We start from the raw sequence: 25465 nt of genomic DNA on the forward strand, positions 1-25465 counted from the left end.
CGCTACGCCGGCGCCAGCGCCTTGTTCAGCACTGCGCGGATCCGCTTCTCGGAGACGGAATAGGCGGTGCCGAGCTCGACGGCGAAGAGGCTCACCCGGAGCTCCTCGATCATCCAGCGGACCTGGGTTAACTCGGTTCCGGCCCGCCGGCCCGGGAGCAGGGCCGACACGGCGTCGTCGTAGTCGTCCTCGATGGCCTGGACCGCGGCCATGTGCTGGGCATCCCGCTGGACGTTGGTCGGGAGTTTCTCGAGGCGCTTCTCGATCGCTGCGAGGTAGCGCGGCAGCTGGCTGAGCTGGCTGTAGCCGGTGCGTGCCACAAAACCGGGGAACACCAGTTGCTCCAGCTGGCTCTTGATGTCATTGAGGGCGCTGATCAGGGCCAGGCTGGTGGTTCCCTTGAGCGCCTTCTCGATCCGACGGGTGCTGGCCAGGATGCGCTCAACGACGGCGGTGACGGTGAAGACCGTGTCGATTAGTTCCGCCCGGACCTTCTCGTACAGCGCGTTGAAGGACGCCTCGTCCCACGGCAGCTCTGCGGGGGTGAGCTTGTCGATTGCGGCGAGGGCGCAGTCCGCAATCAGTACCGTGACAGAGCCGTGCGGGTTCTGGCTGAACGTCAGCTTCTCGGTATTGTTCAGGTGCTCCAAGACATAGCGGTCCGGCGGCGGCACCCTCAGGGCGAGCAGGCGGATGACTCCGCCGCGCATGGCCTGTTCCTGTTCTGAGCTGGTCTGGAAGAGCCGCAGGGCCACGGAGGGTCCCTCATCCACGAGCGCAGGGTAGCCGATGACTGTATGTCCCTTCACCGTGCCCTGGACCTGGCGCTGCAGTGTCCCGAAAGTCCAGGAGGTCAGCCCCGCCTGTTCGGCGAAACCGGTCGAGGCGGCCGACGCCGCGGAGGTCGCGGTTCCTGCCGCCGTGCCGGGCGCCTGAACCGCGGCCTTGCCGTTGGTCTGGGCTTTCGACCTGCCATTTGAGGCGGGCGCCGTCGTCGCCGGCGTGGCGCCCAGCGATTCGGCGATCGCCCGGCGTGTGGCCGGCGCCAGCCGGTCCTGCAGCGCAGTAAGGTCCTTGCCCTCGTCGAGGACCTTCCCTTGGGAGTCCACGATGCGGAAGCTGACCCGCAGGTGCGGCGGAACGGCGTCCCAGTTCCAGGAATTCGGCGGGATGACCTGGCCGCGGATCCGGCGCAGGACGAGCTCGAGGGAGGCCTCCAGCTCGTCGGCGGCCGGATCGAAGTCGGCTTCGAGGGCCGCGACGGCCTGCCGGGCGACGTCCGGGGCCGGCACGAAGTTCTTGCGCACCTGCTTGGGCAGCGACTTGATCAGGGCGGTGACCAGTTCCACCCGCTGGCCCGGAATCAGCCAGCGGAAGGCCGCGTCGTCGAGCTGGTTCAGGAACAGCACGGGCACCTCGGCGGTGACGCCGTCGGACGGGTTGGGCGGCGAGCCGGGGGCAACGGGGTGGAACTCGTAGCTCAGCGGCAGCTCGAAGCCCTTGTGCAGCAGGGACTTCGGGTAGGCCGAGTCATCCAGGGCATCGGCGTCTTCGCTGATCAGCAGTGCCTGGTCGAAATCGAGCAGTGCGGGGTCCTGCTGCCGGGCGTCTTTCCACCACTTGTCGAAGTGCCGCTCGGACACGACGTCCCTGCCGACCCGGGCGTCATAGAACTCGAAAAGCGTCTCGTCGTCCACCAGGATGTCCCGGCGCCGCATCCGTGCCTCGAGCTCCTCGACCTCGTGGAGCAGGGCCCGGTTGCGGTGGAAGAACTTGTGGTGGGTCTGCCAGTCGCCCTCCACCAGGGCGTGCCGGATGAACAGTTCCCGGCAGAGTTCCGGGTCCACCTTGCCGTAGTTGATCCGGCGGCTCGGAATGATGGGCACGCCGTACAGCGTGACCTTCTCATGGGCCATCACCGAGCCCATCTTCTTGGACCAGTGCGGTTCGCTGTAGCTGCGCTTGACCAGGTCCGGTGCCACCTGCTCCACCCAGAGCGGATCGAACTTCGCGGCCACCCGGGCCCACAGCCTGCTCGTCTCCACGAGTTCGGCGGCCATCACGAAGGTGGGGGACTTCTTGAACAGGGCCGATCCCGGGAAGATCGCGAAGCGGCTGCCGCGGGCGCCGGCGTATTCGCGTTTGCGCTCGTCGCGGATGCCCACATGGCTCAGCAGGCCCGAGAGCAGGCTGATGTGGATGCCTTCGTGGTTGCCGACCGGATCGGCCAGGCGCTTGTTGTCCAGGCTGATGCCCAGCGGGCGGGCCAGCTGGCGCAGCTGGGCGAACAGGTCCTGCCACTCGCGGACGCGCAGGTAGTTGATGAACTCCGCGCGGCAGAGCCGGCGGAAGGCCGTGGAGGACAGCTCCTGCTGTTTCTCCTGGAGGTAGTTCCAGAGGTTCAGGAACCCGGTGAAGTCCGAGTTCTCGTCCCGGAAGCGGGCGTGTTTCTCGGCGGCGAGCTGCTGCTTGTCCGTTGGGCGCTCGCGCGGGTCCTGGATGGTCAAGGCGGCCGCCAGGATCATGACTTCACGGACGCAGCCGCGCTTGCCGGACTCGACGATCATGCGGCCGAGCCGCGGGTCAACGGGCAGCTGGGCAAGCTGCTGCCCGACGGCGGTCAGCCCCCCGCCGTTTCTGCCGCCGCCGTTCCGGCCGGTTGCCGGGCGGCGGCCGGGGCGGCCGTCGCCGTCGCCCGTCTCGTCCTGCGGGCGCGCCGCGGTGAGGGCGCCGAGTTCGCGGAGGAGGGTGACGCCGTCGTTGATGGCGCGCGAGTCCGGGGGCTCCACGAACGGGAAGTTCTCCACGTCCTTCGGCCCGCGTGCCACGCCCATGGCGGTCATCTGCAGGATGACCGCGGCAAGGTTGGTGCGCAGGATCTCCGGATCGGTGAACAGCGGCCGGGACTCGAAGTCCTCTTCCGCGTAGAGCCGGATCGCGATGCCGTCGGAGACACGGCCGCAGCGGCCGGAGCGCTGGTTGGCCGACGCCTGCGAGACCCGCTCGATCGGCAGGCGCTGGACCTTGGTGCGGTGCGAGTAGCGAGAGATGCGCGCGGTGCCGGTGTCGATGACGTATTTGATGCCGGGAACCGTCAGGGACGTCTCGGCGACATTGGTGGCGAGCACGATCCGGCGTTTGCTGCCCGGGTGGAAGACCTTGTGCTGTTCCTGCAGGCTCAGCCGGGCGAAAAGGGGGAGCACCTCGGTGCCGGCAAGTTTCCGGTTGGACTGGATCCTGCCGTTGAGGGCCTCGGCGGCGTCGCGGATTTCGCGCTCGCCGGAGAAGAAGATCAGGATGTCGCCGGGAGCCTCCTGCGCGAGTTCGTCGACGGCGTCGCACACTGCGTCCAGCGGGTCGCGGTCCTCTTCGAGTTCGTCGTCGGAGGCGGCAACTGCATCATCGTCGCCGGCACCGCCGGCCGGCTGGGACAGCGGCCGGTAGCGGATCTCGACCGGGTAGGTGCGGCCGGAGACCTCGATGATCGGCGATGGCTCTTCTTCGCTGCCGAAGTGCTTGGCGAAGCGCTGCGGATCGATGGTGGCCGAGGTGATGATGATCTTCAAGTCGGGCCGCTGCGGCAGGATCCGCTTGAGGTACCCGAGGATGAAGTCGATGTTGAGGCTGCGCTCATGCGCCTCGTCAATGATGATGGCGTTGTACTTGCGCAGCAGCTTGTCGCGCTGGATTTCAGCCAGCAGGATGCCGTCGGTCATGAGCTTGACCTTGGTGTTGCGGCCGACCTCCCCGGTGAACCGGACCTGGAAGCCCACTTCCTGGCCGATCTCGACGCCCAGTTCCTCCGCGATGCGCTCGGCGACCGTGCGGGCAGCCAGCCGGCGCGGCTGCGTGTGGCCGATCAGCCCGTTCTCGCCGAGGCCAAGCTCCAGGCACATCTTGGGAATCTGGGTCGTCTTACCGGAACCGGTCTCGCCGGCGATGATGGTCACCTGGTTGGCCGCGATCGCGGCCATCAGGTCCTCGCGGCGCTCGGAGACCGGCAGCTCGGCGGGGTAGGAGATATGCAGTGTCATGGCTGCACACAGTCTACTGGGAAGTGTCCCCGCGGGGTTGCGGGCTGCGGGACAGCTCCGGGACAACGTCCGGGACGGAGAAGTGCCCGGTCCCTCGCGGGGCCGGGCCGGTTGTGGCTTTACTTCGATTGGGGGCAGTGCGATCCGGGTTCAGGGCCGGCTCAGAAGATCCGGAAGGTGTAGTTGGTGCTGGGCAGGTCCAGCGCCGTCCAATAGTCTTCCGAGCGGACCGGCGGGTTGTGGCCGAGCCCGTCCTTCCGGAGTGCGGCGATGGTGGCGGCGAGGCCGATGACGATGAGGACGATGACTGCGATTCCGATGAGTTCCATACCTCCATGGTTCTCCGATGGCACAGACAAAAGAAGTGGCAGAAATGCCCAAAAAGCTATAATTTCTGCCACCGTTTCTGGCAGAATGGAGGCATGATCAAATCAGTGGCAATGATCGTGGTCCCCAACTTCTCGATCTTCGAGTTCGCGACTGCGTTCGAAGTGTTCGGCATCGACCGCTCGGCGCGCGGGAACAGCGTCCCCGCGTTTGATTTCCGCGTCTGCACGCCCGTACCGGGCGATGTTCCGATGAAATCCGGGCTGTCCATGCATGTGGGGCTCGGGCTGGAAGCAGCCGCGGACGCGGACCTGGTCATCATGACCCCCTTCGGCCACGACCGCGACGTCCCCGAATCCGTCCTGGAGGCGCTGCGTGGCGCCCACGCCCGCGGGGCCTGGGTCATGTCCATCTGCTCCGGGGCGTTCGCCCTCGCCCGGGCCGGCCTGCTGGACGGCCGCCGCTGCACCACGCACTGGCACTACTCCCAGGAGCTCGCCAGCCGGTACCCCGCCGCCCTGGTGGACGAAAACGTCCTCTACGTCGAGGACAGCAGGATCATCACCAGCGCCGGCACAGCCGCCGGCATCGACGCCTGCCTGCATCTGGTCCGGGTGGAATTCGGTGCGAATGTGGCGGCGGCCATTGCCCGTGACATGGTGGTTCCGCCGCACCGCGACGGCGGCCAGGCCCAGTTCATCGACCGGCCGATCCCGCGGTGCGGCTCGGAGCCCATGGAGGAACTCCTGCAGTGGATGGTGCGGCACCTGGAGGAGGACCATTCGGTCAACGAACTCGCCGCGCGCGTCCACATGTCGCCGCGGACGTTCGCCAGGCGCTTCCGTTCTGAAACGGGAGCGACTCCGGCCGCCTGGCTCAATTCACAGCGCGTGCTGCGGGCCCAAGAACTGCTCGAGACCACGGACCTCAATATCGACGAAATCGCGCGCGAATCCGGTTTTGGCCACTCGGTGCTGCTGCGGCACCACTTCGCCAAGGTGCTGGACACGAGCCCGCAGTCCTACCGCCGCACCTTCCGCGGACACCTGGCCGCCGCGGTCTAGGGAGCCAAACCGTCCGACGGCGGCGGCTCGGCCGCCGCCTTGGTCGTCTCGACGAGGTCCCGCCACGGTCCGGTGACGGCCTGCTCTGGCAGGGTGGCACGGCGCTGTCCGGCCCGGATGTTGTACAGAAAGCGGTCCGGCTGGCCGTCGGGCGCACCCCGGCCCGACGCGGCGACGGCGTCCCACGGGCAGGCCTCAATCAGCGGCTGCCAGAGGTCTGTATCCTCCGGTGGCGTGGGCTGCACGGTCCACGTCCGCTTCATGCCGGCAATGCCGCCGCTGCGCTGGACAGTGATTTTCATGAGTCGCGGATCTTCATGGGGCTCGGATCGTCATGAGCCTGGTTACCGCCGGGCTCCCGGGAACTTTACCTTTACAGTTTCCCACGCGGAGCGCACGGCGTCATGCTCTGGGGAATCCGCCCCGAAAAGCTCCTTGGCGGACGCTGCGGTGGCCTTGGCGAACGCGCCAAACGTCGCGTTCGGGGCCAGCGAGCCGCCGGTCAGCGTGTCGTACCAGATCCGGCCCGGTGCGTCCCATGCGTTGCCGCCGAGGCTTGTGGCCACCAGGCAGAAAGCCCGGTTGGGGATGCCGGAATTGATGTGAACGCCGCCGTTGTCAGCGCTCGTGTGCACATAGCCGTCCATCGAGTCCGGCTGCGGATCCTTGCCGAGGACGTCATCGTCGTACGCGGACCCCGGGGCTTTCATGGAACGCAGTGCCTTCCCCTGGACCTGGTCCGTGAACAGGCCCTCGCCGATCAGCCAGCTGGCCTCCGCCGTCGACTGCCGCCGGACGTGCTGCTCAACGAGCGCCCCAAAGACGTCGGACATTGATTCGTTCAGTGCGCCGGCCTGGTTGCGGTAGACCAGCCCTGCCGAGTACTGGGTGACTCCGTGCGCGAGCTCGTGGCCGATCACGCTCAAGGACTTCGTGAACCGCTGGAAGACCTGGCCGTCGCCGTCGCCGAAGACCATTTGCCGGCCGTCCCAGAACGCGTTGTCATACAGGCGCCCGTAGTGAACCGTGGCCTCCAGGTGCAGGCCGTTGCCGTCGATCGAATTCCGGCCGAAGGCCTCGGCGTAAAGGCGGTGGGTGTACCCCAGCCCGTCGTAGGCCTCGTCGGCGGCAAGATCACCGGTGGGCGGTTCCCCCTCCTTGCGGACCACGCTGCCGGGAAGCTGCTCGGCGGACTTGGCGTCGTAGACCGTCCGTTCCGGCGGGGACGGCTGGGGTTCCCGCATGCCGGGGTGGCTGCCGGGCCCTGGCACAGCCCGCGATGCCTGGACGCTGGGGAGGTGCTGCAGGGCTTCCTTCGCCGCACGCGCGGTTGCCGAGAATTCCGGATCGCGCTGGGCTGCCAGGCGGCGGAGCAGGTACGGAGGGATGATGGAGCAGTTCATGTGAGACCCCTTTGTGCTTCGGCGGGATCCCGAGGCGATGCGGCGGCCGGCACCCAGTCCAGCCACCCGGCCGCCGGAACCCCGCTGCCGATGCAGACAGCCTACGAGCGGGCGCCGACAATTGGCAGGGGCCGCGCCCGCTTTCCGGCCAGCTGTACTTCGTCCTGTGCTGCGTCCTGTACTGCGTACTATTCGCCGGTTCCCGCCCGGGCGTAAAATCATCCATGGAAAAGTTACGGTATTCGGTGACCGTCAACGCCCCCGTGCAGGCCGTGTGGACCACCATGCTGGACGATGCCACGTACCGGGAGTGGACCAGCGTGTTCAACAGTGAGTCCTCCTACGAGGGGAACTGGGACCAGGGCAGCGAAATCCGGTTCCTCGGGCCCGACGGCGACGGCTCAGTGGCGGGGATGATCGCCACCGTCGAGGAGAACAGGCCGAACGAGCTGATCTCCCTGCGCTACATCGGGCAAGTCGTCAACGGCGAGGACGACACCACCAGCGAGGCAGCGAAGACCTTTATGGGCGCCCATGAAAAATACGCCTTCAGCGAGTCAGGGGGCGTCACAACGGTGGACGTGGAGCTCGACAGCGAAGAGGAATTCGTTGCCATGTTCGACGACGCGTGGCCGCTGGCGCTGGCGGAGCTCAAGGCCATCGTGGAATCCCGGAGCTAAGGCGGCCGGCGTCTCCTGCCCGGCCTCCTACGGGGACCGGGGGTCGAGGACGAATTGCTGCACCATGGTCCATAGATTCGTCGTGGTCCAGTAGATCAGAACGCCGATCGGGAAGATGATGCCGCCGGCGCCGAAGACCAGCGGCAAGGCGTAGAGCAACGCCTTTTGCTGCCGCATGACAGGGCCCGCCACGGTCTCCGCGGACATGTTTCGGGCCATGACGTGCTTCTGGGTGATGAACTGCGCCGCCGTCATGGTGAGGATCATTACGATCGAGAGGATCCACACGGCCACCGCGCTGCCGCCCGGCGGGGTGCCGTGGAGCATGGACGCCGACAGCGGGGCGCCGAAGATGCTCGACTCCCCGAACTGCACCACCTGCTCCGCGCTCATCGCCCCGATGCCCTGGCCTTTGGCAGCCGCCGTCGGGATGCCTGACAGCACGGTGAAGAGCGCGAAGAAGAATGGCACTTGGACCAGCAGGGGAAGGCACGCCGAGAACGGGTTCGTGCCGTGCTTCTTGTACAGCGCCATCTGTTCCTGCGCCATGGCCTGCCGGGAGAGCGGGTCGGTCTTGCCGTTGTACTTGTCCTGAAGTTTTTTCAGGTCCGGCTGCAGGAGCCGCATGCGGCGCTGTGCCCTGATCTGCTTCAGGGAGACGGGAATCAGGGCGGCGCGGATGACCAGCACCAGGCCGATGATGGACAGGGTCCAGGTCCAGCCGCTGGCCGCCGGCATGCCGATAATGCTCAGGCCGTCGTGGAGTCCCACCAAGATCGCCGAGACCAGCCACTGGAACGGAAACAGCAGCGTTGCACCGAAGTCCATCCGATGTCCCCGTTCGTAGGGCCGCAGCGCGGCCTTTGCACTTACACAGTGCCAGCCAACACGAAAGAACCCCCAGAATCCAGTGGATCCTAGGGGTTCTTGTCTGTGCCCTCGATTGGAATCGAACCAACGACCTTCTGCTCCGGAGGCAGACGCTCTATCCCCTGAGCTACGAGGGCAGTCAGGGTTCCTGCCGTTACCGGCGGGACGTCCTAGAGCTTAGCAGGAAGGGGGGCTCGAAGGGAAAATCGACGCGCTCAGTACCCGGAGAAGGAGTCGACATGGATCCGGCGGGCCCCGGCCCGGCGGGCGGCGGCGCGGAGGGAACGGACGCTCGCCGGAGAACCGGACACATAGACCTCCCGGGCCGCGACGTCGGGAACCAGTTCTTTCAGCGAGGCGCCGTCGATCCGGGCAGCACCCGCATCCTGCATAAACGCCGGCGGTACCGAGCCGTCGGAAAGCCGGGCGATGACCCGCGCACCGGTGCGTTCGAGTTCCTCGGCGTAGGCGAGTTCACCGGCATTCCTGGCCAGGTACAGCAGGACCACGTCCCGGTCCCCGGCATTCCCGGACAGCTGTGCCAGATACGGCGTAATGCCGATGCCGGCCGCGATCAGCAGCACCGGCGCTCCGGGAGTCCGCGGCAGGACGAAGTCGCCGCCCACCGTGGTGGCCGTCAGTTCGTCGCCGGCTTTCAGGGCCAGGAGGGACCGCTTGGCCGTGGACAGCGGCGCTGCAGTCCCCACTCCGATCGTGAGCTCCGCCGCACCCGGGGGACTGGTCAGGCTGAACACCCGGCGGCGGCCTTTATGGTCGGCCTTCCCGTGCGGCAGGTTCAGTTCGATGTACTGTCCCGGCACGAAGCGGAGCGGGCGCTCGGGCTGGAAGCTGAATTCCGTCGTCGTCGGCGTCAACGGACGGGAGCCGCGGAAGCGGAGCAGGACGCGGCCGCGCTGGCCGGCGATGAAGGCGAGCGCGTTCCCCACGAGCAGCGCCAGTTCGGGGGAGTTTGCCACGAAGCCCAGGTTGTAGGGGACGGCGAACAGCAGTCCGACGACGGCGGCCAGCGCCAGCTGCTGCCACCGGCGCGGCGGCAGGGTGAGCGGCTCGGTCAGCATGAAGCCGACAAAGAACAGCACCGGGCGCTGGGCTATGGGCTGCCAGAGCGCCTCGCCCAGCGCCATGCCGGTGGGCAGCAGTTCCACGGCAACAATGGACACCGCCACCACTGTGAAGACGGCCGCCATCAGCAGCTTCCGGACCCGAAACAGGACCAGCAGGACCCCGGGCAGCACGAGCCAGAGCATTGCGGGGGTGGCGGCCCACCACGTGGCGATATTGAGTCCCGTCAGCCCGGTGATGAACGCTCCGGCCGCCGCCGGATTGAAAATATGGCGGCCGCGCCAGGCCAGGGCGTATTTGGACGCCGACGCGATCACACAGGCGAGGGCGACGCCGGCAAGGTCCAGGTACTGCAGCCCCGCCGAGAACTGCGTCGGCCAGAAAAGGAAATAGAGCAGCAGGCCAGTGATCAATGACGATTCCGAGTGCGGACGCACATGGAACAGGGCCGCAATGGCACGGTTGGAGACGTACGTCAGGCCGAGGCAGAGCATCAGGTGGGCAATCATCTCCGGGAGGCCGAACGTCAGCCAGCCGAGCACATTGAGCAGCAGGCTGTAGCCGGCCAGTACAGCAAGGACCCAGAGGACCAGCCGGTACATGGTGAATCGGCCCAGCGCCGTGTCCAGCCGCGAACTGATGGGAGTGGAGATGGTGGTGGTCATGAGAACAGCACTCCTTCAAAATCGGCCGAATACTCCGCATGGCCGTCCGAGTAGACGGTCAGCCACGAACAGTCGAACTCCTCCCGCAACCGGGATCCGTCGACGAAGAACAGTGCCGTTGCCAGCGCGTCGGCCACCATGGCGCTCGCCGCCATCGCCCAGCCGGCGACGACGGTGCGCACGGGCGCCCCGGTGGTGCCGTCCAGCACGTGGTGCAGCCCGTCGCCCCAGACGCGCCGGTTGGCGGCGGAGGCGCAGAGCGCGCCGGCGCCGAGGCTGACGATGCCAATGGCCCGGGTCCGGTCGTAAGGATGCTCAAGGCCAACGTCGACCGGCAACGGCCCGGCGTTGAGCAAGTCGCCGCTCGCGTCGATGAGGTGCTCTTCGACGCCGCCCTCGCGCAGGACACCCGACAACAGGTCCGCCAGTTGTCCCTTTCCGGCGGCCCCGACGTCGATCACCACCGGGGCGCGGGTGGTCAGCACGCTGCCCTGCCAGTCAAGCACCTCGTCCCAGGGCGGGGCGGGCAGGGGCGGGCCGCCCGGGCGCAGGGAGTATTTGGCGTCATAGCCGAGTTGTTCCAGGCTGCCGCCGATGAGCGGGGTCATGGCCCCGCCGGTAAGCCGGTACAGGGTTTCGTAGAGGGCCCCCAGGTCGCCCGCCCCTGCGGGCAGCTCATGGCGCCCCGGGTGCCGGGCCGCTGCGGAGATCAGCGAGTCCGGCCGGAAGCGGGACCAGGCGGCGTCGTAGTCAGCCACGGTGTCCAGCAGCCGGCGGCAGAGCGCGCCGGAGAGCAGGGACGGTGTCGAGAGCTCCCATCGGGTACCGATCCCGTCGAAGCTGAAGCCCGACCAGCCCGGATGCGGCACGTTTCCCTCCTGCTTGCTCATCGCCGGCTATGAGTGGCTGCTAGGCCCCAGCCTCGGACTTGATCTTTTCCACGGCCTGGTTGAAGCCGCCGCTCGTCAGTGATGAACCTGCCACCTTCGAGACCTTGATCTCGTCGAGCTTCTTGCCGACGATCTGGGACTGGATGCCGCCGGCGAACTCGCCCTGGAACTTCCGGGTATTGGAGTTGGTCGGGTGCGGCGTGATCTTGACTCCGGTCACGGCGCCGCCAGCGAGCGTGAGTTCCACCCCCACGGTCTCGTTGCCGTTCGGCGAGACGTAGTTGCCGTCCGCGCTGTAGGTCCCGTCCTTGTAGGTGCCGGCACCCGCGGCGGCTGACGGTGCGGCGCTGGTGGCCGGGGGGCTGGAAGCCTGCCCGGGCGCGCAGCCGGCCGCCGAGCCGGCCAGGGAAAGCCCGGCGATGCCGACGAAAACGCTTCTTCGGAGAGAGGTGTTCATAAAGCGGCTCATTTCTCTAGCAACGATCGGGTGGGGAGTGAAGGAACGCTGTGGCCCACCAGGGTGGCCCGCAGCGGATACTCCGATGACGACGTGTAAATCAGCGTAGTGGTTCACCCAGTGATCCTGCCGCCGTGAGCTGTGGTTTTTCCGGCGGTGCCAGGCAGAGGGCCGGGAGGCAGGGTCCGATTGTCATGACGGGCGCCAAATTCCGCCACACTGCGGGCCACCGGTAGGCTGGAAGTGTGACCCCAGAAGAACTCTCCCTCGCCATATCCGCCTGCCTGAAGGACGCCGTCGCCGCCGGTGAAATCGGGCTTTCCGCATCCGACGTCCAGGATGAGGTGCGCGTTGAGCGGCCGAAGAACCGGGACCACGGCGACTGGGCCACCAACATCGCCCTGCAGCTGGCCAAAACCGCGGGGACCAACCCCCGGGAGTTCGCCTCCGTCCTGAGTGCCCGGCTGAAGACCATCGACGGTGTGTCCGCCGTCGACATCGCAGGACCGGGGTTCCTGAACATCACCGTTGACGCCGCCGCCGCCGGTGCCCTCGCCAAGGCCATCGTCGAGGCGGGGCGTGCCTACGGCACCAACACGGCGCTCGCGGGCCACACGGTCAACATGGAGTTCGTCTCCGCGAACCCCACCGGACCGCTGCACATCGGCCACACGCGCTGGGCCGCCCTGGGCGACGCGATCGCCCGCGTCCTCCGGGCTTCCGGCGCGGACGTCACTGCGGAGTACTACATCAACGACGCCGGATCGCAGATGAACGTCTTCGCCCACTCCGTGCTCTCGCGGCTGCACGGCCGCGGCGTCCCGGAAGGCGGCTACCCCGGCGAGTACATCGCGGATCTTGGCCACGAGGTGCTGACCCAGCACCCGGACATCCGCGAACTGACCGACGTCGCCGCCTTGCCGGTGATCCGCGGCGCTGCGTACAAGGCGCAGCTGCACGACATCAAGAGCACCCTCGCCGGGTTCGGCGTCGAATTCGATGTCTACTTCTCCGAGCAGGAACTCCACGACGCCGGAGCGATCGAGGACGCCGTCGCGCGGCTCCGGGAACAGGGCCACGTCTACGACGACGGCGGTGCAGTCTGGCTGCGTACGACCGACTTCGGTGACGACAAGGACCGCGTGATGATCCGCGCAAACGGCGAGCCGACGTACTTCGCCGCGGATGCCGCGTACTACCTGTCCAAGAAGGACCGGGGCTACACCGAGAAGATCTACCTGCTCGGCGCCGACCACCACGGTTACATCAACCGGCTCAAGGCGATCGCGGCCGCGGCCGGCGACGACCCCGAGGTTAACATCGAGGTCCTGATCGGCCAGCTGGTTTCCGTCAACGGTGCCAAGCTCTCCAAGCGGGCAGGCAACATCATCGAGCTCAAGGACCTCATCTCCTGGCTGGGCAAGGACGCGGTCCGCTACTCGCTGGCGCGCTTCCCCGCCGATTCGCCCCTGACCCTGGACCCGGAGCTGCTGAAGAAGCACAGCAACGAGAACCCCGTCTTCTATGTCCAGTACGCGCACGCCCGTTCCCGCGGCACCGCCCGCAATGCCGTTGCCGCCGGGGTGGAGCGCAGTGTGGACGGCAAGGACAGCTTCGACGCGTCGCTGCTGGACCACGCGACCGAGAACGAGCTGCTCTCCTACCTGGGCAGCTACCCCTCGATTGTGGCCAAGGCTGCTGAACTGCGTGAGCCGCACCGGGTGGCCCGCCACCTCGAGGTCATCGCCGGCGCCTACCACCGCTGGTACGACGCGTGCCGCGTGGCCCCGCAGGGCGACGAGCCGATCACCGACCTCAACCGCACCCGGCTGTGGCTCAACGACGCCACGAGCCAGGTGCTGGCCAACGGACTGGAACTGCTGGGCGTCTCGGCGCCGGAACGGATGTAACCGCCATGACCACGAGCCCGTCCAACCCTGCCCCGTTGAACCCGGCCGGCGCAGCCTCCCCGCTCGCACCGGAGTGGCTGCAGGTTCCCGCCGACCTCAATGCCCTGCACGAGCCGCTGTGGGCCGGCGGCGTCGAACGCAACGACGCCGGCGAACTCGCCATTGACGGCATCTCCGTCAGCGAGCTCCAGCGCCAGTTCGGCACGCCCCTGTTTGTCCTGAGCGAGAACGACTTCCGGGCCCGGGCACGCGCCTTCTCCGACGCCTTCAATGATGCCTTCGCCGACATCTGCGGGGGAGTGGACGTCTACTACGCCGGCAAATCCTTCCTGTGCACCGCAGTGGTCCGCTGGGTCGAGGAAGAGGGCCTGCGGCTGGACACGGCCTCCGGCGGGGAACTCGCCGTCGCCGCCCGCGCCGGGATCCCCGGCGCCGACGTCGCGCTGCACGGCAACAACAAGTCCGACGGCGAGATCCACCGGGCGCTGGACATGAAACTGGGCCGGATCGTCGTGGACAGCCTCGCCGAGCTCGAGCGCGTCGCTGCGATCGCCGCCAACCGCGGCGAAACCGCCAAGGTCATGCTGCGGCTGACCCCGGGAGTCCACGCCCACACCCACGAGTTCATCGCCACGGCCCACGAGGACCAGAAGTTCGGCCTCTCCATGGCGGAGGACTCCACACAGCAGGCCGGCCTGTCCGCAGCGGAGGAAGCCGTGGCAGCCGCGTCCGGCTACGCCAGCATCGAACTGCTGGGCCTGCACTGCCACATCGGCTCGCAGATCTTCGAACCGGACGGCTTCGCCCTCGCCGCGGAGAAACTGCTGGACTTCCTCGCCGCGATGCAGGCCAAGTACTCGATCGTGCTCCCCGAACTCGACCTCGGCGGCGGCTACGGCATCGCCTACACACCGGTGGACACCCCGCGCCCGGCCGCCGAAATCGCCCAGGCGATGGCCGCCGTCGTCCGCTCCAAATGCGCTGAACTGGGGATCTCCGCCCCGCGGATTTCGATCGAACCGGGCCGTGCGATCGTCGGCAGCACCACGTTCACGCTCTATGAAGTTGGCACGCTCAAGACCGTCCGGGTCGACGCCCCGGGCGAAAAAGCGGAGAAAGACGTTACGTACCCGCGCCGGTATGTGTCGGTCGACGGCGGAATGAGCGACAACCCGCGTCCGGTGCTGTACGACGCGGATTACTCGGCAATTCTGGCCTCACGGACGTCGGACGCGGTCCCGGAGTTGTCCCGCGTAGTGGGCAAACATTGCGAGAGCGGCGACATAGTTGTTAGAGATGTATATCTGCCCGAGGACGTGGCAGCCGGTGATCTGCTCGCTGTACCGGGTACCGGCGCCTACTGCTGGGCCCTGTCAAGCAACTACAACTATCTGGCCCGGCCGGGCGTAGTCGCAGTGCGCGACGGATCTGCCCGGCTCATTGTCCGCGGGGAAACCGAAGAAGATCTGCTCAACCGCGACATGGGAGTCTGAATGACCGAATTGCGAACCCTGAAAGTAGCCCTGCTGGGCTGTGGCAACGTCGGGGCCCAGGTTGCGCGGATTCTCCTCGACGACGCCGACATGCTGGCGTCGCGTGCCGGTGCCCGCCTGGAGCTGGCCGGCATCGCCGTCCGCAACATCGACGCCCCCCGCGAGGTCGAGCTGCCGCGGGAGCTGTTCACCACCGACGCGGAGACCCTGGTCAAGGACGCCGACCTGGTGATCGAGCTGATGGGCGGAATCGAACCCGCCCGGACCCTGATCCTGGCTGCCATGCGGAACGGTGCCTGCGTGGTCACCGGCAACAAGGCGCTCGTTGCCAAGGACGGCCCCACCCTCCACGAGGAAGCGGACAAGGCCGGCGTGCAGCTGTCCTACGAGGCCGCCGTGGCCGGCGCGATCCCCATCCTGCGGCCCATCCGGGACAGCCTCTCCGGCGACCGGATCACCCGGGTGCTCGGCATCGTCAACGGCACCACCAACTTCATCCTGGACCAGATGGATTCCACCGGGGCCCAGTTCTCCGACGCCCTGGCCGAGGCCCAGCGCCTGGGCTACGCGGAGGCCGACCCCACCGCCGACGTCGAGGGCCACGACGCCGCGTCCAAGGCCGCGATCCTTGCCTCGCTGTCCTTCCACACCCGCTTCTCCCTGGACGATGTGCACTGCGAGGGCATCAGCTCCGTCACCGCCGCCGACATCGCCGCGGCGAAGGACGCCGGGTTTGTCATCAAGCTGCTGGCAATCGCCGAAAAGTTGAGTGAGTCCGATGCCGACGGCAACACCGGCGTCTCCGTGCGCGTGCACCCGACGCTGCTGCCGCGGGAGCACCCGCTGGCTGCAGTCCACGGCGCCTTCAACGCCGTCTTCGTCGAGGCCGAAAACGCCGGCGAGCTGATGTTCTACGGCCAGGGCGCCGGCGGCAAACCCACCGCCTCCGCCGTGATGGGCGACCTCATCTCCGCTGCCCGCAGCATCGTCCTCGGCGGCCCCGGCCGCGCCGAGACGACGACGGGCCAGGTCCTGGCGCTGCCCATCGCTTCCGCGGTCACCAGCTACTACATCGGCCTCGACGTCGCGGACCAGCCCGGTGTGCTGGCAAAAATCGCCCGGCTCTTCGCCGAGCACGCGGTCTCCATCGAAATCATGCGGCAGACCATCCACCGCGATGCTGATTCCAACATCGAATCAGCGGAACTCCGGATCGTGACCCACCGCGCAAGCGAGGCTGCACTGGCAGCCACCGTCGAGGCCGTCAAGGGCCTGGACGTCATCAATTCCGTTACATCCGTACTGCGGGTAGAAGGAGTCTAAGTGGCTCACCAATGGCGCGGCGTCATCCGCGAATACGCTGAACGTCTGCCTGTCACCGAGGAGACGACGGTCATCACCCTGGGGGAGGGCGGCACCCCGCTCGTCCACGCCCAGCAGCTCTCCGCGCTCACCGGCAGCGATGTCTACCTCAAGGTCGAGGGGATGAACCCGACCGGCTCCTTCAAGGACCGCGGCATGACCATGGCCATGACGGCCGCCGTTGCCGCCGGCGCCAAGGCCGTCGTGTGCGCCTCCACGGGCAACACCTCCGCGTCCGCCGCCGCGTACGCCACCGCGGCAGGGCTCAAGTGCGTCGTGCTGGTGCCCGAAGGCAAGATCTCCATGGGCAAGCTCAGCCAGGCGATCGCGCACGGCGCCACCCTGCTGCAGGTCGACGGCAACTTCGACGACTGCCTCGACATCGCCCGCAAGCTGGGTGAGTCCTACCCGGTGTTCCTGGTCAACTCGGTTAACCCCGCCCGGATCGAGGGCCAGAAGACCGGCGCGTTCGAAGTGGTCGACTGGCTCGGTGACGCCCCGGACTTCCACGTGCTCCCGGTCGGCAACGCGGGAAACATCACCGCGTACTGGAAGGGCTACAAGGAATACTGTGCGCCCTTCGAATCCGTCACCGCCGGCACGCTCGCCGCAGTCTCCACCAGGACCCCGGTCATGTGGGGCTTCCAGGCCGCCGGTGCGGCACCGTTCGTCGCCGGCCACCCGATCACGGAACCCGACACGATCGCGACCGCCATCCGGATCGGAAACCCCGCGTCCTGGGAGACCGCCATCGCTGCGCGCGACGAGTCCGGAGGTGTGATCGAGGCCGTGACCGACGAGGAAATCCTGTCCGCCCACCGCTGGCTGTCCGCCCGTGAGGGCGTCTTCGTCGAACCGGGCTCCGCTGCCGGCGTCGCCGGGCTGATCAAGAAGCACGCCGCCGGCGAAGTGCCGGCCGGCAAGACCATCGTCATCACTGTCACCGGCCATGGCCTCAAGGATCCGCAGTGGGCGCTCCGCACCGAGGACGGCAGCGAAGTGCAGCCGGTCAAGGTCTCGAACGACGTGGTCACCGTGGCCACAGCCCTGGGCCTGGAAGAAAAGTAGCCGTGGAAACCACCCTCACCATCCCGGCCGAGTCCGCCGCCGACACCCCGGCGGTTCCGGCCGGGCAGCTCGTGACGGTCCGCGTGCCGGCCACGAGCGCGAACCTTGGACCCGGGTATGACAGCCTCGGCCTGGCGCTGACGCTGTTCGACACCCTGACGGTGGAAACCCTGGACAGCGGAGAGCTGGAGTTCGAACTCAGTGGGGAGGGCGCGGAATCCCTGCCCCGCGACGCCAGCCATCTGGTGGTCAGGGCGATCACCGAGGCCCTGCACCGCCTCGGCTTCCGGCACGAGGGTTTGAGGATCACCGCCGACAACATCAATCCCCACGGCCGGGGCCTTGGCTCCTCCGCCTGTGCCGTGGTTGCGGCCGTGACCGCTGCCAACGCCCTGGTTCCGGAGCCGTTCCGCCAGGACAAGGACTGGGTCCTGCAGCTCACCAGTGAGATGGAAGGCCACCCGGACAACGTCGCACCCGCGATTTTCGGCGGACTGGCGCTGTCATGGCAGGACAGTGACCAGTACAGCAGCACCTGCGCCGCTGTGGCCGCCACGGTCATCCCGGTGGTCGCCGTGCCGGACTTTGAATTGTCCACCGAAGCGGCGCGGGCTCTCCTGCCCGCCTCGGTAGGCCACCACGCTGCGGCCATGAATTCGGGGCGTGCGGCCCTGCTGATCCACGCGCTGACGCAGAAGCCGGAATTCCTGCTGGCCGGCACCGAGGACTACCTGCACCAGAGCTACCGCGCCGAGGCCATGCGGCCCAGCGCCGACCTGATCGCTGCCCTGCGGCGCGCAGGCTTCGCCGCCGTCGTCTCCGGTGCCGGTCCCACCGTGCTGGTCCTAGCCAACGGGGAGGCCCAGGCGGAGGCCGCCGTCGGGTTTATCGGCTCCTTCACGTCCGGCAACACGCCGGAGGTGGGCTGGCGTGTGATGAAGCTGGCTGTGGACGTTGAAGGTGCTAAAGTGGAAGTGCACCGGCGGTAATCACGCAGGCGGTAAGTAAAATACCGTTCATAAGACCGCGATGTTGGCCTAGTTGCCTCTCTCATCTTTCACTGCGCAATATTTTCCGGTGCCACCTGCTTTCGGTCTGACGCAGGAATCCGCAGAAACTATCTCTGCCTCCCTGAAAAGTCAGCCCGCCGTTCCTCATTTTCCGGAACGCGCCAGGTGAATGCAGTATCCGGCCGTGCTGGCCAATATCCATCCGGCAGGGCCGAAAAATCGCGGCTGCAGATCTGAACTGCAGCCCGGATCAAAATCATCGCGTCCAGCTCCTAGCCTGGACGCCGTCGAGGGGGAAGGATCCTTCGTGACCGAAACCACTGAGCTGTCTTCAGCTGTGGAAACATCATCTTCTGCTGCCGGATCGTCAACGGCAGCACCCGCCAAGAGCAGCGGCCTCGCCGGCCTCAAGCTCGCCCAGCTTCAGGCTCTTGCCAGCCAGCTGGGGATCTCCGGCGGTTCCCGGATGCGGAAGGGCGATCTTGTGACCGCCATTTCCGCCCACCGCGCCGGCACTCCCGTGAGCAAGGCTCCGGCCCGCGCTGCTGAAAAGGCGACCGACAACGGCACCGTCTCCCAGTCCGCGGCTCCGGCTGCTGCACCCGCCGCCGATTCCGAGGCCCCGGCCCAGGAAAACCCGCGGGCCCGTGGACGTGGCCGTAGCCGCCGCGCCGGCAGCGACGGTGTCATCACGACTCCCGCCGCCGAAGCACCCGCTGCCGCTCCGGCAACCGAAGCCCCCGCGGCTTCCGCCGAGACCGGCCCTGCCGAGGCCGGTTCAGCCGCCTCCGCTACTGAAGGCAGCGACCGCACCCGCCAGCCCCGCACCCGCAACCGCCGCCGCGGCGAAGCCGCCGAGCCGACCGGAGGTCAGGGCACTGCCCAAGGCGCGGCCCAGGGCACCGCGCCGGCTGTCGAGGCTCCGGCCGAGCAGCGCCAGGCTGAACAGCGCACCGAGCAGCGCCAGGCTGAACAGGGCAGCGAAGACGGCCAGCGCCGTGAGAACACCCGCACCCGCGGCGGCCGCGACGAGGCTGCCGGCAGCCGTGACAATGCAGGCAACCGCGACAACACGCGCGACAATGACGACAGCGACGGCGGCAGCCGCCGGAACCGCCGCAACCGGCGCGACCGCAACGACCGCAATGACCGTCCCGACCGCTCCGGCGGGCAGGACAGCCGCGACAACACCTCACGCAACGACCGCTTCCGCGACCGCAACGACCGCCGCCGCGGGCGTCAGCAGGGACCGGACGTCGACGACGTCGAGGTCACCGAGGATGACGTCCTGCTGCCCGTCGCAGGCATCCTCGACGTGCTGGAGAACTACGCGTTCATCCGCACCTCCGGCTACCTGCCCGGTCCGAACGACGTCTACGTGTCCCTCGCCCAGGTCAAGAAGTACAACCTGCGCAAGGGCGACGCCGTCGTCGGTGCCATCCGCGCCCCGCGTGAAGGCGAAGACCGCAGCCAGCAGTCCGCCCGCCAGAAGTTCAACGCCCTGGTCCGCGTCACCTCGGTCAACGGCAAGACCCCCGAGGAACTCAAGGACCGCGTCGAATTCGCGAAGCTCGTCCCGCTGTACCCCTCCGAGCGCCTGCGCCTCGAGACGGACCCGAAGAAGATCGGCCCCCGCGTCATCGACCTGGTTGCCCCGATCGGCAAGGGCCAGCGTGGCCTGATCGTTTCGCCGCCGAAGGCCGGCAAGACGCTCATCCTGCAGTCCATCGCCAACGCCATCACCACCAACAATCCTGAGGTCCACCTCATGATGGTGCTCGTTGACGAACGTCCCGAAGAAGTCACGGACATGCAGCGCACCGTCAAGGGTGAGGTCATTGCCTCCACCTTCGACCGTCCCGCCGACGACCACACCACCGTGGCCGAGCTCTCCATCGAACGCGCGAAGCGCCTCGTGGAAATGGGCATGGACGTTGTGGTGCTCCTCGACTCCATGACCCGCCTGGGCCGTGCCTACAACCTGGCCGCACCGGCTTCCGGCCGGATCCTGTCCGGTGGCGTCGACTCCGCCGCTCTGTACCCGCCGAAGCGCTTCTTCGGTGCAGCCCGCAACATCGAAAACGGCGGCTCGCTCACCATCCTGGCCACCGCGCTCGTTGAGACCGGTTCCAAGATGGACGAGGTCATCTTCGAAGAGTTCAAGGGCACCGGCAACATGGAACTGCGCCTGTCCCGCCAGCTCGCGGACAAGCGCATCTTCCCGGCCGTGGACGTCAACGCGTCCGGTACCCGCCGCGAAGAGAACCTGCTTTCCCCCGAGGAAGTCAAGATCATGTGGAAGCTGCGCCGCGTCCTCTCCGGCCTTGAGACGCAGCAGAGCCTTGAGCTGCTGACCAACAAGATCCGGGAGACCCAGAGCAACGTCGAGTTCCTCATGCAGGTGCAGAAGACGACGCTTGGTGCGAAGTCCGATAACGACAAATAGCTGAGTTAGGGGTGGGGCCGTCGCATATTTTTGCCGGCCCCGCCCCTTCGCGTTGCTGCTGACGTACTGCGTACGTCAGCAGATCCTGCTGTTTATGCTGACCAGAAGCTTGCCCGGAAGCTGGGGCGGCGTTCTGCCCAGCTGAACGGCATTGTCGAGGCGTACCACGCTTGGCACGGCATCCAGGATGACCTGGCGGCTGCCAAGGAGATGGCGGACGAGGACCCGGAGTTTGCCGCGGAGGTGCCGGAGCTGGAGGAATCGCTGGAGACGGCTGCGGCGAAGCTTCGCCGGCTGCTGATCCCGCGGGATCCGGACGATGCCCGCAACGTGATCCTGGAGGTCAAGGGCGGTGAAGGCGGCGACGAGGCTGCCCTGTTCGCGGCCGACCTGCTGCGGATGTACACCCGGTACGCGGAATCCCGCGGCTGGAAGACCGAAATGATTTCCGCCAACGAATCGGACCTCGGCGGCTACAAGGACGTCCAGGTGGCCATCAAGGGCAGCTCGAACGATCCCGCCGAGGGCGTCTACGCCCGGCTCAAGTTCGAGGGCGGAGTGCACCGTGTGCAGCGCGTTCCCGTGACGGAATCCCAGGGCCGCATCCACACGTCGGCTGCCGGCGTGCTGGTGCTTCCGGAAGTCGACGAGCCCGAAGAGCTCGAGATCAACCAGAACGACCTGAAGATCGACGTCTACCGTTCCTCCGGCCCCGGCGGCCAGTCCGTGAACACCACCGACTCCGCCGTTCGGATCACCCACCTTCCCACCGGCATCGTGGTGGCCATGCAGAATGAGAAGTCGCAGCTGCAGAACCGCGAAGCCGGCATGCGCGTCCTCCGCGCCCGCATCCTGGCGCACCAGCAGGAGCAGATCGACGCCGAAAACTCGGCCCAGCGCAAGTCGCAGATCCGCACCATGGACCGCTCCGAGCGCATCCGCACCTACAACTACCCGGAAAACCGGATCGCGGACCACCGCACCGGCTACAAGGCGTACAACCTGGACCAGGTCATGAACGGCGACCTGGAGCCGGTCATCCAGTCGGCCATCGAGATGGACGAACAGGCCCGCCTCGACGCCATCGGCGACTAGTCCGGCCCCGTCTTGATGACAGAAGGCAACGGCCTGAGCCTCGCGGACGCGGTCCGCGAGGCCACCGCCGCCCTGGCCGCCGCCGGCGTCCCGAGTCCCCGGGTCGACGCCGAACTCCTGGCCGAGCACCTGCTTGGCGTCGGGCTTGGCAGGCTGCGCGCGCTGCTGCTGGGGGACACCCCGGCACCGGAGGGCTATGGGGAGCTTGTCGCGGAGCGGGCCCGGCGTATTCCGCTGCAGCACATCACCGGCGTCGCGCATTTCCGCTACCTCGAACTCGCCGTGGGACCGGGGGTATTCATTCCCCGGCCGGAAACGGAATCCGTGGTGCAGCTCGTGCTGGACTGGCTCAAAGACACGGGCCGGTTGCAGGGCACGTCGCATCCCAAAGTTGTGGACCTTGGCACGGGCTCGGGGGCCATCGCCGGTTCGATCGCCCACGAAGTCCCCGGTGCGGAGGTCCACGCCGTCGAATTCAGCGAGTTTGCGCACGCCTGGGCCGCCAAAAACCTCCTGCCCCTCGGCGTCCACCTCATTCTCGGTGACCTGCGCGATGCCTTGCCCGCGCACAACGGAACCTTCGACGTCGTCGTCTCCAATCCTCCCTACATCCCCGCCGAAGCCATCCCCAACGAACCCGAAGTAGCGCTGCACGATCCGCCCGAGGCGCTGTACGGCGGGGGAGCGGACGGCATGGAGCTTCCGACGGCGGCGGCGGCCTCGGCGGCCCGGCTGCTGGTCCCCGGAGGCTACTTCGTGATGGAGCACGCCGAAGTCCAGGCCGAATGGATCGCCGCCATGCTGGAGCGGTCCGGGCTGTGGACCGGGGTAACCACCCACCGCGACCTCAACGGCAAGGACCGGGCCACCAGCGCCGTCCTCGCCGCCCCGGCTGCCTGACGGTGGCCCGGGCACTACCCGACGTGATGAAAGAATAGGCCAGTGACGACTAGCTACGATTGCACGGCAGCCGAGGAACGCGCTGCGGGACTCGAACATGCGCAGCGGGCCATCAGGGAGCACAAGTGTGTGGTCTTCCCGACGGACACCGTGTACGGGATCGCCGCCGATGCGTTCTCCCCCCTGGCCGTGACCTTGTTGCTCGCGTCGAAAGGCCGCAGCCGCAAGATGCCGCCGCCCGTCCTCATTCCGCGGCTCAATGCCCTCGACGGCCTCGCCACCGATGTCCCGGCCGAGGCCCGTCGCCTGGCCGAGGCGTTCTGGCCCGGCGGACTGACCCTGATCCTGCATGCCCAGCCGTCCCTCGACTGGGACCTCGGCGAAACCAAGGGCACCGTCGCCCTGCGGATCCCGGCCGACGACGTCGCCCAGGACCTGCTCACGCTGACCGGGCCGCTGGCCGTCTCCTCGGCGAACCGCACGGGCCAGCCGGCGGCGCAGACCGCGGCCGACGCCGAGGCCCAGCTCGCCGAGTCGGTGGAGGTCTACCTCGAAGGCGGGCACCGCCCGGCCGAGGGCGCCGACGCCCTGCCGTCCACCATCGTTGACGGCACCGCCGTGCCGCTGAGGGTGGTCCGCCAGGGCGCCATCAGCCTGGAACGGCTCCGTGAGATTGTCCCTGGCGTGCTGGGCGTCGGCGAGGAGCCTGCCGCCGTCGAGACCCCCGCAACCCCCGAAGATAGTGCAACCGCCGTCGACGATTCCCCGAGGAACTGACATGCAGCCCAAAGTCGCCGTCGCGGCAGTAACCTTTGACCGCCATGAGGAACTCACCCTCCTCCTCAAAGGCCTGGCCGAACAGACCGCCCCCATCCACTCGATCGCGCTCGTGGACTCGGGCACCGTCCCGGCGACGGAGGTCGTCAGCGCCGGCGGGGACAACATCAACTACCTGCGCTCCGAAGCGAACCTCGGCGGCGCCGGGGGATTCGCCTACGCAATCCTGGCCGCCATGGCCAGCGGCGCGGAGTGGATCTGGATGATGGACGACGACGGCCACCCCGAGGATGCAAGTTGCCTCGCCGAACTGCTCAAGACCGCGGAGGAGCACCAGCTCGACATCGTGAGCCCGCTCGTCGCCGCCACCGCCGACCCCAACCGGCTCTCGTTCAACTTCCGTATCAACGGACTGTTGACCAACGACCGCTCGCGTCTGGCGCCTATGGGCTACCTCCCGGACATGGTGCACTTCTTCAATGGCGCCCTGATCCGCACCGAGGTCTTCTACAAGATCGGAATCCCCGACGTGAAGTTCTTCATCCGCGGCGATGAAGTCGATTTCCTGTCGCGCGTGAAGAAGGCCGGCCTGAAGTACGGCACGCTTGCCACCGTCGCGGTGCAGCACCCCGCCACATGGACCGAGATGAAGCCCGTCTTCGGCGGATTCATCACCCCGGTCATCCCCGAGGGGGAGTTCAAGCGGTACTGCTACTTCCGCAACCGCGGCTACCTCACCCGGAAATACCGGAACCTGCGCTGGTTTGGCGCGGACATCGTCGGTTTCCCCTACTACTTCCTGAAGAACGGGGACCTCAAAGGCCTGGCGCACTGGTTCGGGGCCTATTCCACCGGCTTCCGCGGAAAGGGCTTCGGCTCACCCGCCCGGCTTATGTCCACCAACCGCCAGGCCTGATGTGAAGAACCTGTTTGCCGTCGTCGTCACGTACAACCGTGCCGACTTCCTGCAGAATCTGCTCGATTCCTTCAGCCGCCTGACCACCCGGCCGGACCGGATCGTGGTGGTGGACAACGCCAGCACGGACCACACCGCCGACGTCGTCTCGCGCGCCATGACCGCCGGCGGGCTGCCCATCCAGTATGAACGGCTGCCCGCGAATGTGGGCGGCTCCGGCGGCTTTTCCCGCGGCGTTGACCTTGCCCTCGGCGCCGGCGCAGAGTGGCTGTGGCTAATGGACGACGACGTCGAGGTGCTCCCGGGGGCCGTTGAGGCGCTCGATGAGTTCACGCCGGAGTACTCCTGCATGATCGGCCGGCGCTACGACGCCGCCGGCAAGCCGTTCTTCTGGCAGCACCATTTTGTTGAGGCGCTGGGCGTCTTCCTGCCCGTCCGCGGCGACGTGTTCCGAACATCCCAGGTCTTCCCCACGAACGTCGGAAATTTCGAGGGCATGCTGATCAAAGCGTCGTTGGCCCGGACCATCGGGCTGCCCGACCCGCGGTTCTTCATCACCTGGGATGACCTGATCTACGGCTGGCTTGCCGCGCAGCAGACGCCGGTGGTCTACGTGAACGCCTTTGTCATCAAGAAGGTCCGGGCCCAGCGCCAGGTGGACCTGGGCGTGCGCCACCTCAACGATTCTTCCGACCTGAGCCGCCGCTACGTGATGCGGAACCGGGGCCACGTGGCGCAGTACCTGCGCGCTCATGGCAAATACCACCGGCTCGGATTCGGCGCCGGGACCGTACTGACCTACCTGAAGGAAATCGTGCGCCTGGTGCTGGTTGAACGCAGCATCAAGGGGGCCGGTGCCCTGTGGCAGGGATGGCGCGAATCGCGCGGCATCCTCGCCGACCGCAGCTGGCAGCCGATGCCGCCGGTGCCCTCCGGGACGGCCCCGGATCAGGCCTGACTCCGGCACGGATCAGGCTGGACCAGCCCCTCGTGACCGTCACGGACCCCGGTTTCC

At 67.4% G+C, this 25465-nt stretch carries 21 protein-coding genes and 1 tRNA gene; 13 read left to right on the forward strand and 9 right to left on the reverse strand.

Annotated features, from left to right (window positions below; translation table 11 throughout):
• Nucleotides 1-2: 2 nt before the first annotated feature.
• Nucleotides 3-4034 carry an ATP-dependent RNA helicase HrpA gene (hrpA, locus tag AC1DF4_RS03390; RefSeq protein ID WP_476911526.1) on the reverse strand — a complete coding sequence of 1344 codons (4032 nt, stop codon included), beginning with the start codon at nt 4032-4034 and terminating at the stop codon, nt 3-5.
• Nucleotides 4035-4195: 161 nt separating this feature from the next.
• Nucleotides 4196-4363 carry a hypothetical protein gene (locus tag AC1DF4_RS03395; protein ID WP_224046980.1) on the reverse strand — a complete coding sequence of 56 codons (168 nt, stop codon included), beginning with the start codon at nt 4361-4363 and terminating at the stop codon, nt 4196-4198.
• A gap of 93 nt (nt 4364-4456) precedes the next feature.
• On the opposite strand from AC1DF4_RS03395, the gene AC1DF4_RS03400 reads away from it, so the two are divergent.
• Nucleotides 4457-5425 carry a GlxA family transcriptional regulator gene (locus AC1DF4_RS03400; protein WP_476911527.1) on the forward strand — a complete coding sequence of 323 codons (969 nt, stop codon included), beginning with the start codon at nt 4457-4459 and terminating at the stop codon, nt 5423-5425.
• Here AC1DF4_RS03400 and AC1DF4_RS03405 read toward each other — a convergent pair.
• Both AC1DF4_RS03405 and AC1DF4_RS03410 read right to left on the reverse strand, forming a co-directional pair.
• The gene (locus tag AC1DF4_RS03405) at nt 5422-5727 is read right to left on the reverse strand and encodes a protealysin inhibitor emfourin (protein WP_476911528.1); all 306 of its coding nucleotides are present in this window, start codon (nt 5725-5727) and stop codon (nt 5422-5424) included. The genes AC1DF4_RS03400 and AC1DF4_RS03405 overlap by 4 nt on opposite strands.
• A gap of 42 nt (nt 5728-5769) precedes the next feature.
• Entirely contained in the window at nt 5770-6828 is a 1059-nt protein-coding gene (locus AC1DF4_RS03410) for a M4 family metallopeptidase (protein ID WP_476911529.1), read from the reverse strand.
• A gap of 224 nt (nt 6829-7052) precedes the next feature.
• On the opposite strand from AC1DF4_RS03410, the gene AC1DF4_RS03415 reads away from it, so the two are divergent.
• A complete protein-coding gene (locus AC1DF4_RS03415; protein WP_476911530.1) occupies nt 7053-7508 on the forward strand; it encodes an SRPBCC family protein in 456 nt (151 codons plus the stop codon).
• A gap of 27 nt (nt 7509-7535) precedes the next feature.
• Here the strand turns inward: AC1DF4_RS03415 and yidC are convergent, their stop codons facing one another.
• From yidC to AC1DF4_RS03440, 5 genes are all read right to left on the reverse strand, one after another.
• Nucleotides 7536-8336, reverse strand: a complete 801-nt coding sequence (gene yidC, locus AC1DF4_RS03420) for a membrane protein insertase YidC (protein ID WP_476911531.1) — start codon at nt 8334-8336, stop codon at nt 7536-7538.
• 106 nt (nt 8337-8442) lie between these two features.
• A tRNA-Arg gene (locus AC1DF4_RS03425) sits at nt 8443-8515 on the reverse strand.
• Between the two features lie 78 nt (nt 8516-8593).
• Complete coding sequence (locus AC1DF4_RS03430) at nt 8594-10126, reverse strand: FAD-dependent oxidoreductase (RefSeq protein ID WP_476911532.1); 1533 nt, start codon at nt 10124-10126, stop codon at nt 8594-8596.
• The gene (locus AC1DF4_RS03435; RefSeq protein WP_476911632.1) at nt 10123-10995 is read right to left on the reverse strand and encodes an FAD:protein FMN transferase; all 873 of its coding nucleotides are present in this window, start codon (nt 10993-10995) and stop codon (nt 10123-10125) included. The genes AC1DF4_RS03430 and AC1DF4_RS03435 overlap by 4 nt, the downstream gene beginning before the upstream one ends.
• A gap of 40 nt (nt 10996-11035) precedes the next feature.
• Nucleotides 11036-11473, reverse strand: a complete 438-nt coding sequence (locus tag AC1DF4_RS03440) for an FMN-binding protein (RefSeq protein ID WP_476911533.1) — start codon at nt 11471-11473, stop codon at nt 11036-11038.
• A 245-nt stretch (nt 11474-11718) separates the two neighbouring features.
• Between AC1DF4_RS03440 and argS the strand changes: the two genes are divergently transcribed.
• The 11 genes from argS to AC1DF4_RS03495 all read left to right on the forward strand — a co-directional run bounded on the left by argS (nt 11719) and on the right by AC1DF4_RS03495 (nt 25408).
• Nucleotides 11719-13383: an arginine--tRNA ligase gene (argS, locus tag AC1DF4_RS03445; protein WP_476911534.1), complete on the forward strand. Its 1665-nt coding sequence runs from the start codon at nt 11719-11721 to the stop codon at nt 13381-13383.
• A 5-nt stretch (nt 13384-13388) separates the two neighbouring features.
• Nucleotides 13389-14876 (forward strand): diaminopimelate decarboxylase, encoded by a 1488-nt coding sequence (gene lysA, locus AC1DF4_RS03450; RefSeq protein ID WP_476911535.1) that lies wholly within the window; start codon nt 13389-13391, stop codon nt 14874-14876.
• Nucleotides 14877-16199: a homoserine dehydrogenase gene (locus AC1DF4_RS03455; RefSeq protein WP_476911536.1), complete on the forward strand. Its 1323-nt coding sequence runs from the start codon at nt 14877-14879 to the stop codon at nt 16197-16199.
• Nucleotides 16200-17306, forward strand: a complete 1107-nt coding sequence (gene thrC / locus AC1DF4_RS03460; RefSeq protein ID WP_476911537.1) for a threonine synthase — start codon at nt 16200-16202, stop codon at nt 17304-17306.
• 2 nt (nt 17307-17308) lie between these two features.
• Nucleotides 17309-18295, forward strand: a complete 987-nt coding sequence (thrB, locus tag AC1DF4_RS03465) for a homoserine kinase (protein ID WP_476911538.1) — start codon at nt 17309-17311, stop codon at nt 18293-18295.
• A gap of 328 nt (nt 18296-18623) precedes the next feature.
• Entirely contained in the window at nt 18624-20762 is a 2139-nt protein-coding gene (gene rho, locus AC1DF4_RS03470; protein ID WP_476911539.1) for a transcription termination factor Rho, read from the forward strand.
• Nucleotides 20763-20792: 30 nt separating this feature from the next.
• Nucleotides 20793-21857 carry a peptide chain release factor 1 gene (gene prfA, locus AC1DF4_RS03475; RefSeq protein WP_476911540.1) on the forward strand — a complete coding sequence of 355 codons (1065 nt, stop codon included), beginning with the start codon at nt 20793-20795 and terminating at the stop codon, nt 21855-21857.
• A 15-nt stretch (nt 21858-21872) separates the two neighbouring features.
• On the forward strand, nt 21873-22757 hold the full coding sequence (prmC, locus tag AC1DF4_RS03480) for a peptide chain release factor N(5)-glutamine methyltransferase (RefSeq protein WP_476911541.1): 885 nt from the start codon (nt 21873-21875) through the stop codon (nt 22755-22757).
• Nucleotides 22758-22799: 42 nt separating this feature from the next.
• Complete coding sequence (locus tag AC1DF4_RS03485; RefSeq protein ID WP_476911542.1) at nt 22800-23534, forward strand: L-threonylcarbamoyladenylate synthase; 735 nt, start codon at nt 22800-22802, stop codon at nt 23532-23534.
• Nucleotide 23535: 1 nt separating this feature from the next.
• The gene (locus tag AC1DF4_RS03490; RefSeq protein ID WP_476911543.1) at nt 23536-24450 is read left to right on the forward strand and encodes a glycosyltransferase; all 915 of its coding nucleotides are present in this window, start codon (nt 23536-23538) and stop codon (nt 24448-24450) included.
• A 1-nt stretch (nt 24451) separates the two neighbouring features.
• The gene (locus AC1DF4_RS03495; protein WP_476911544.1) at nt 24452-25408 is read left to right on the forward strand and encodes a glycosyltransferase; all 957 of its coding nucleotides are present in this window, start codon (nt 24452-24454) and stop codon (nt 25406-25408) included.
• The last annotated feature ends 57 nt before the right edge of the window (nt 25409-25465 follow it).

This window comes from Arthrobacter sp. 05N429, from assembly GCF_056397045.1.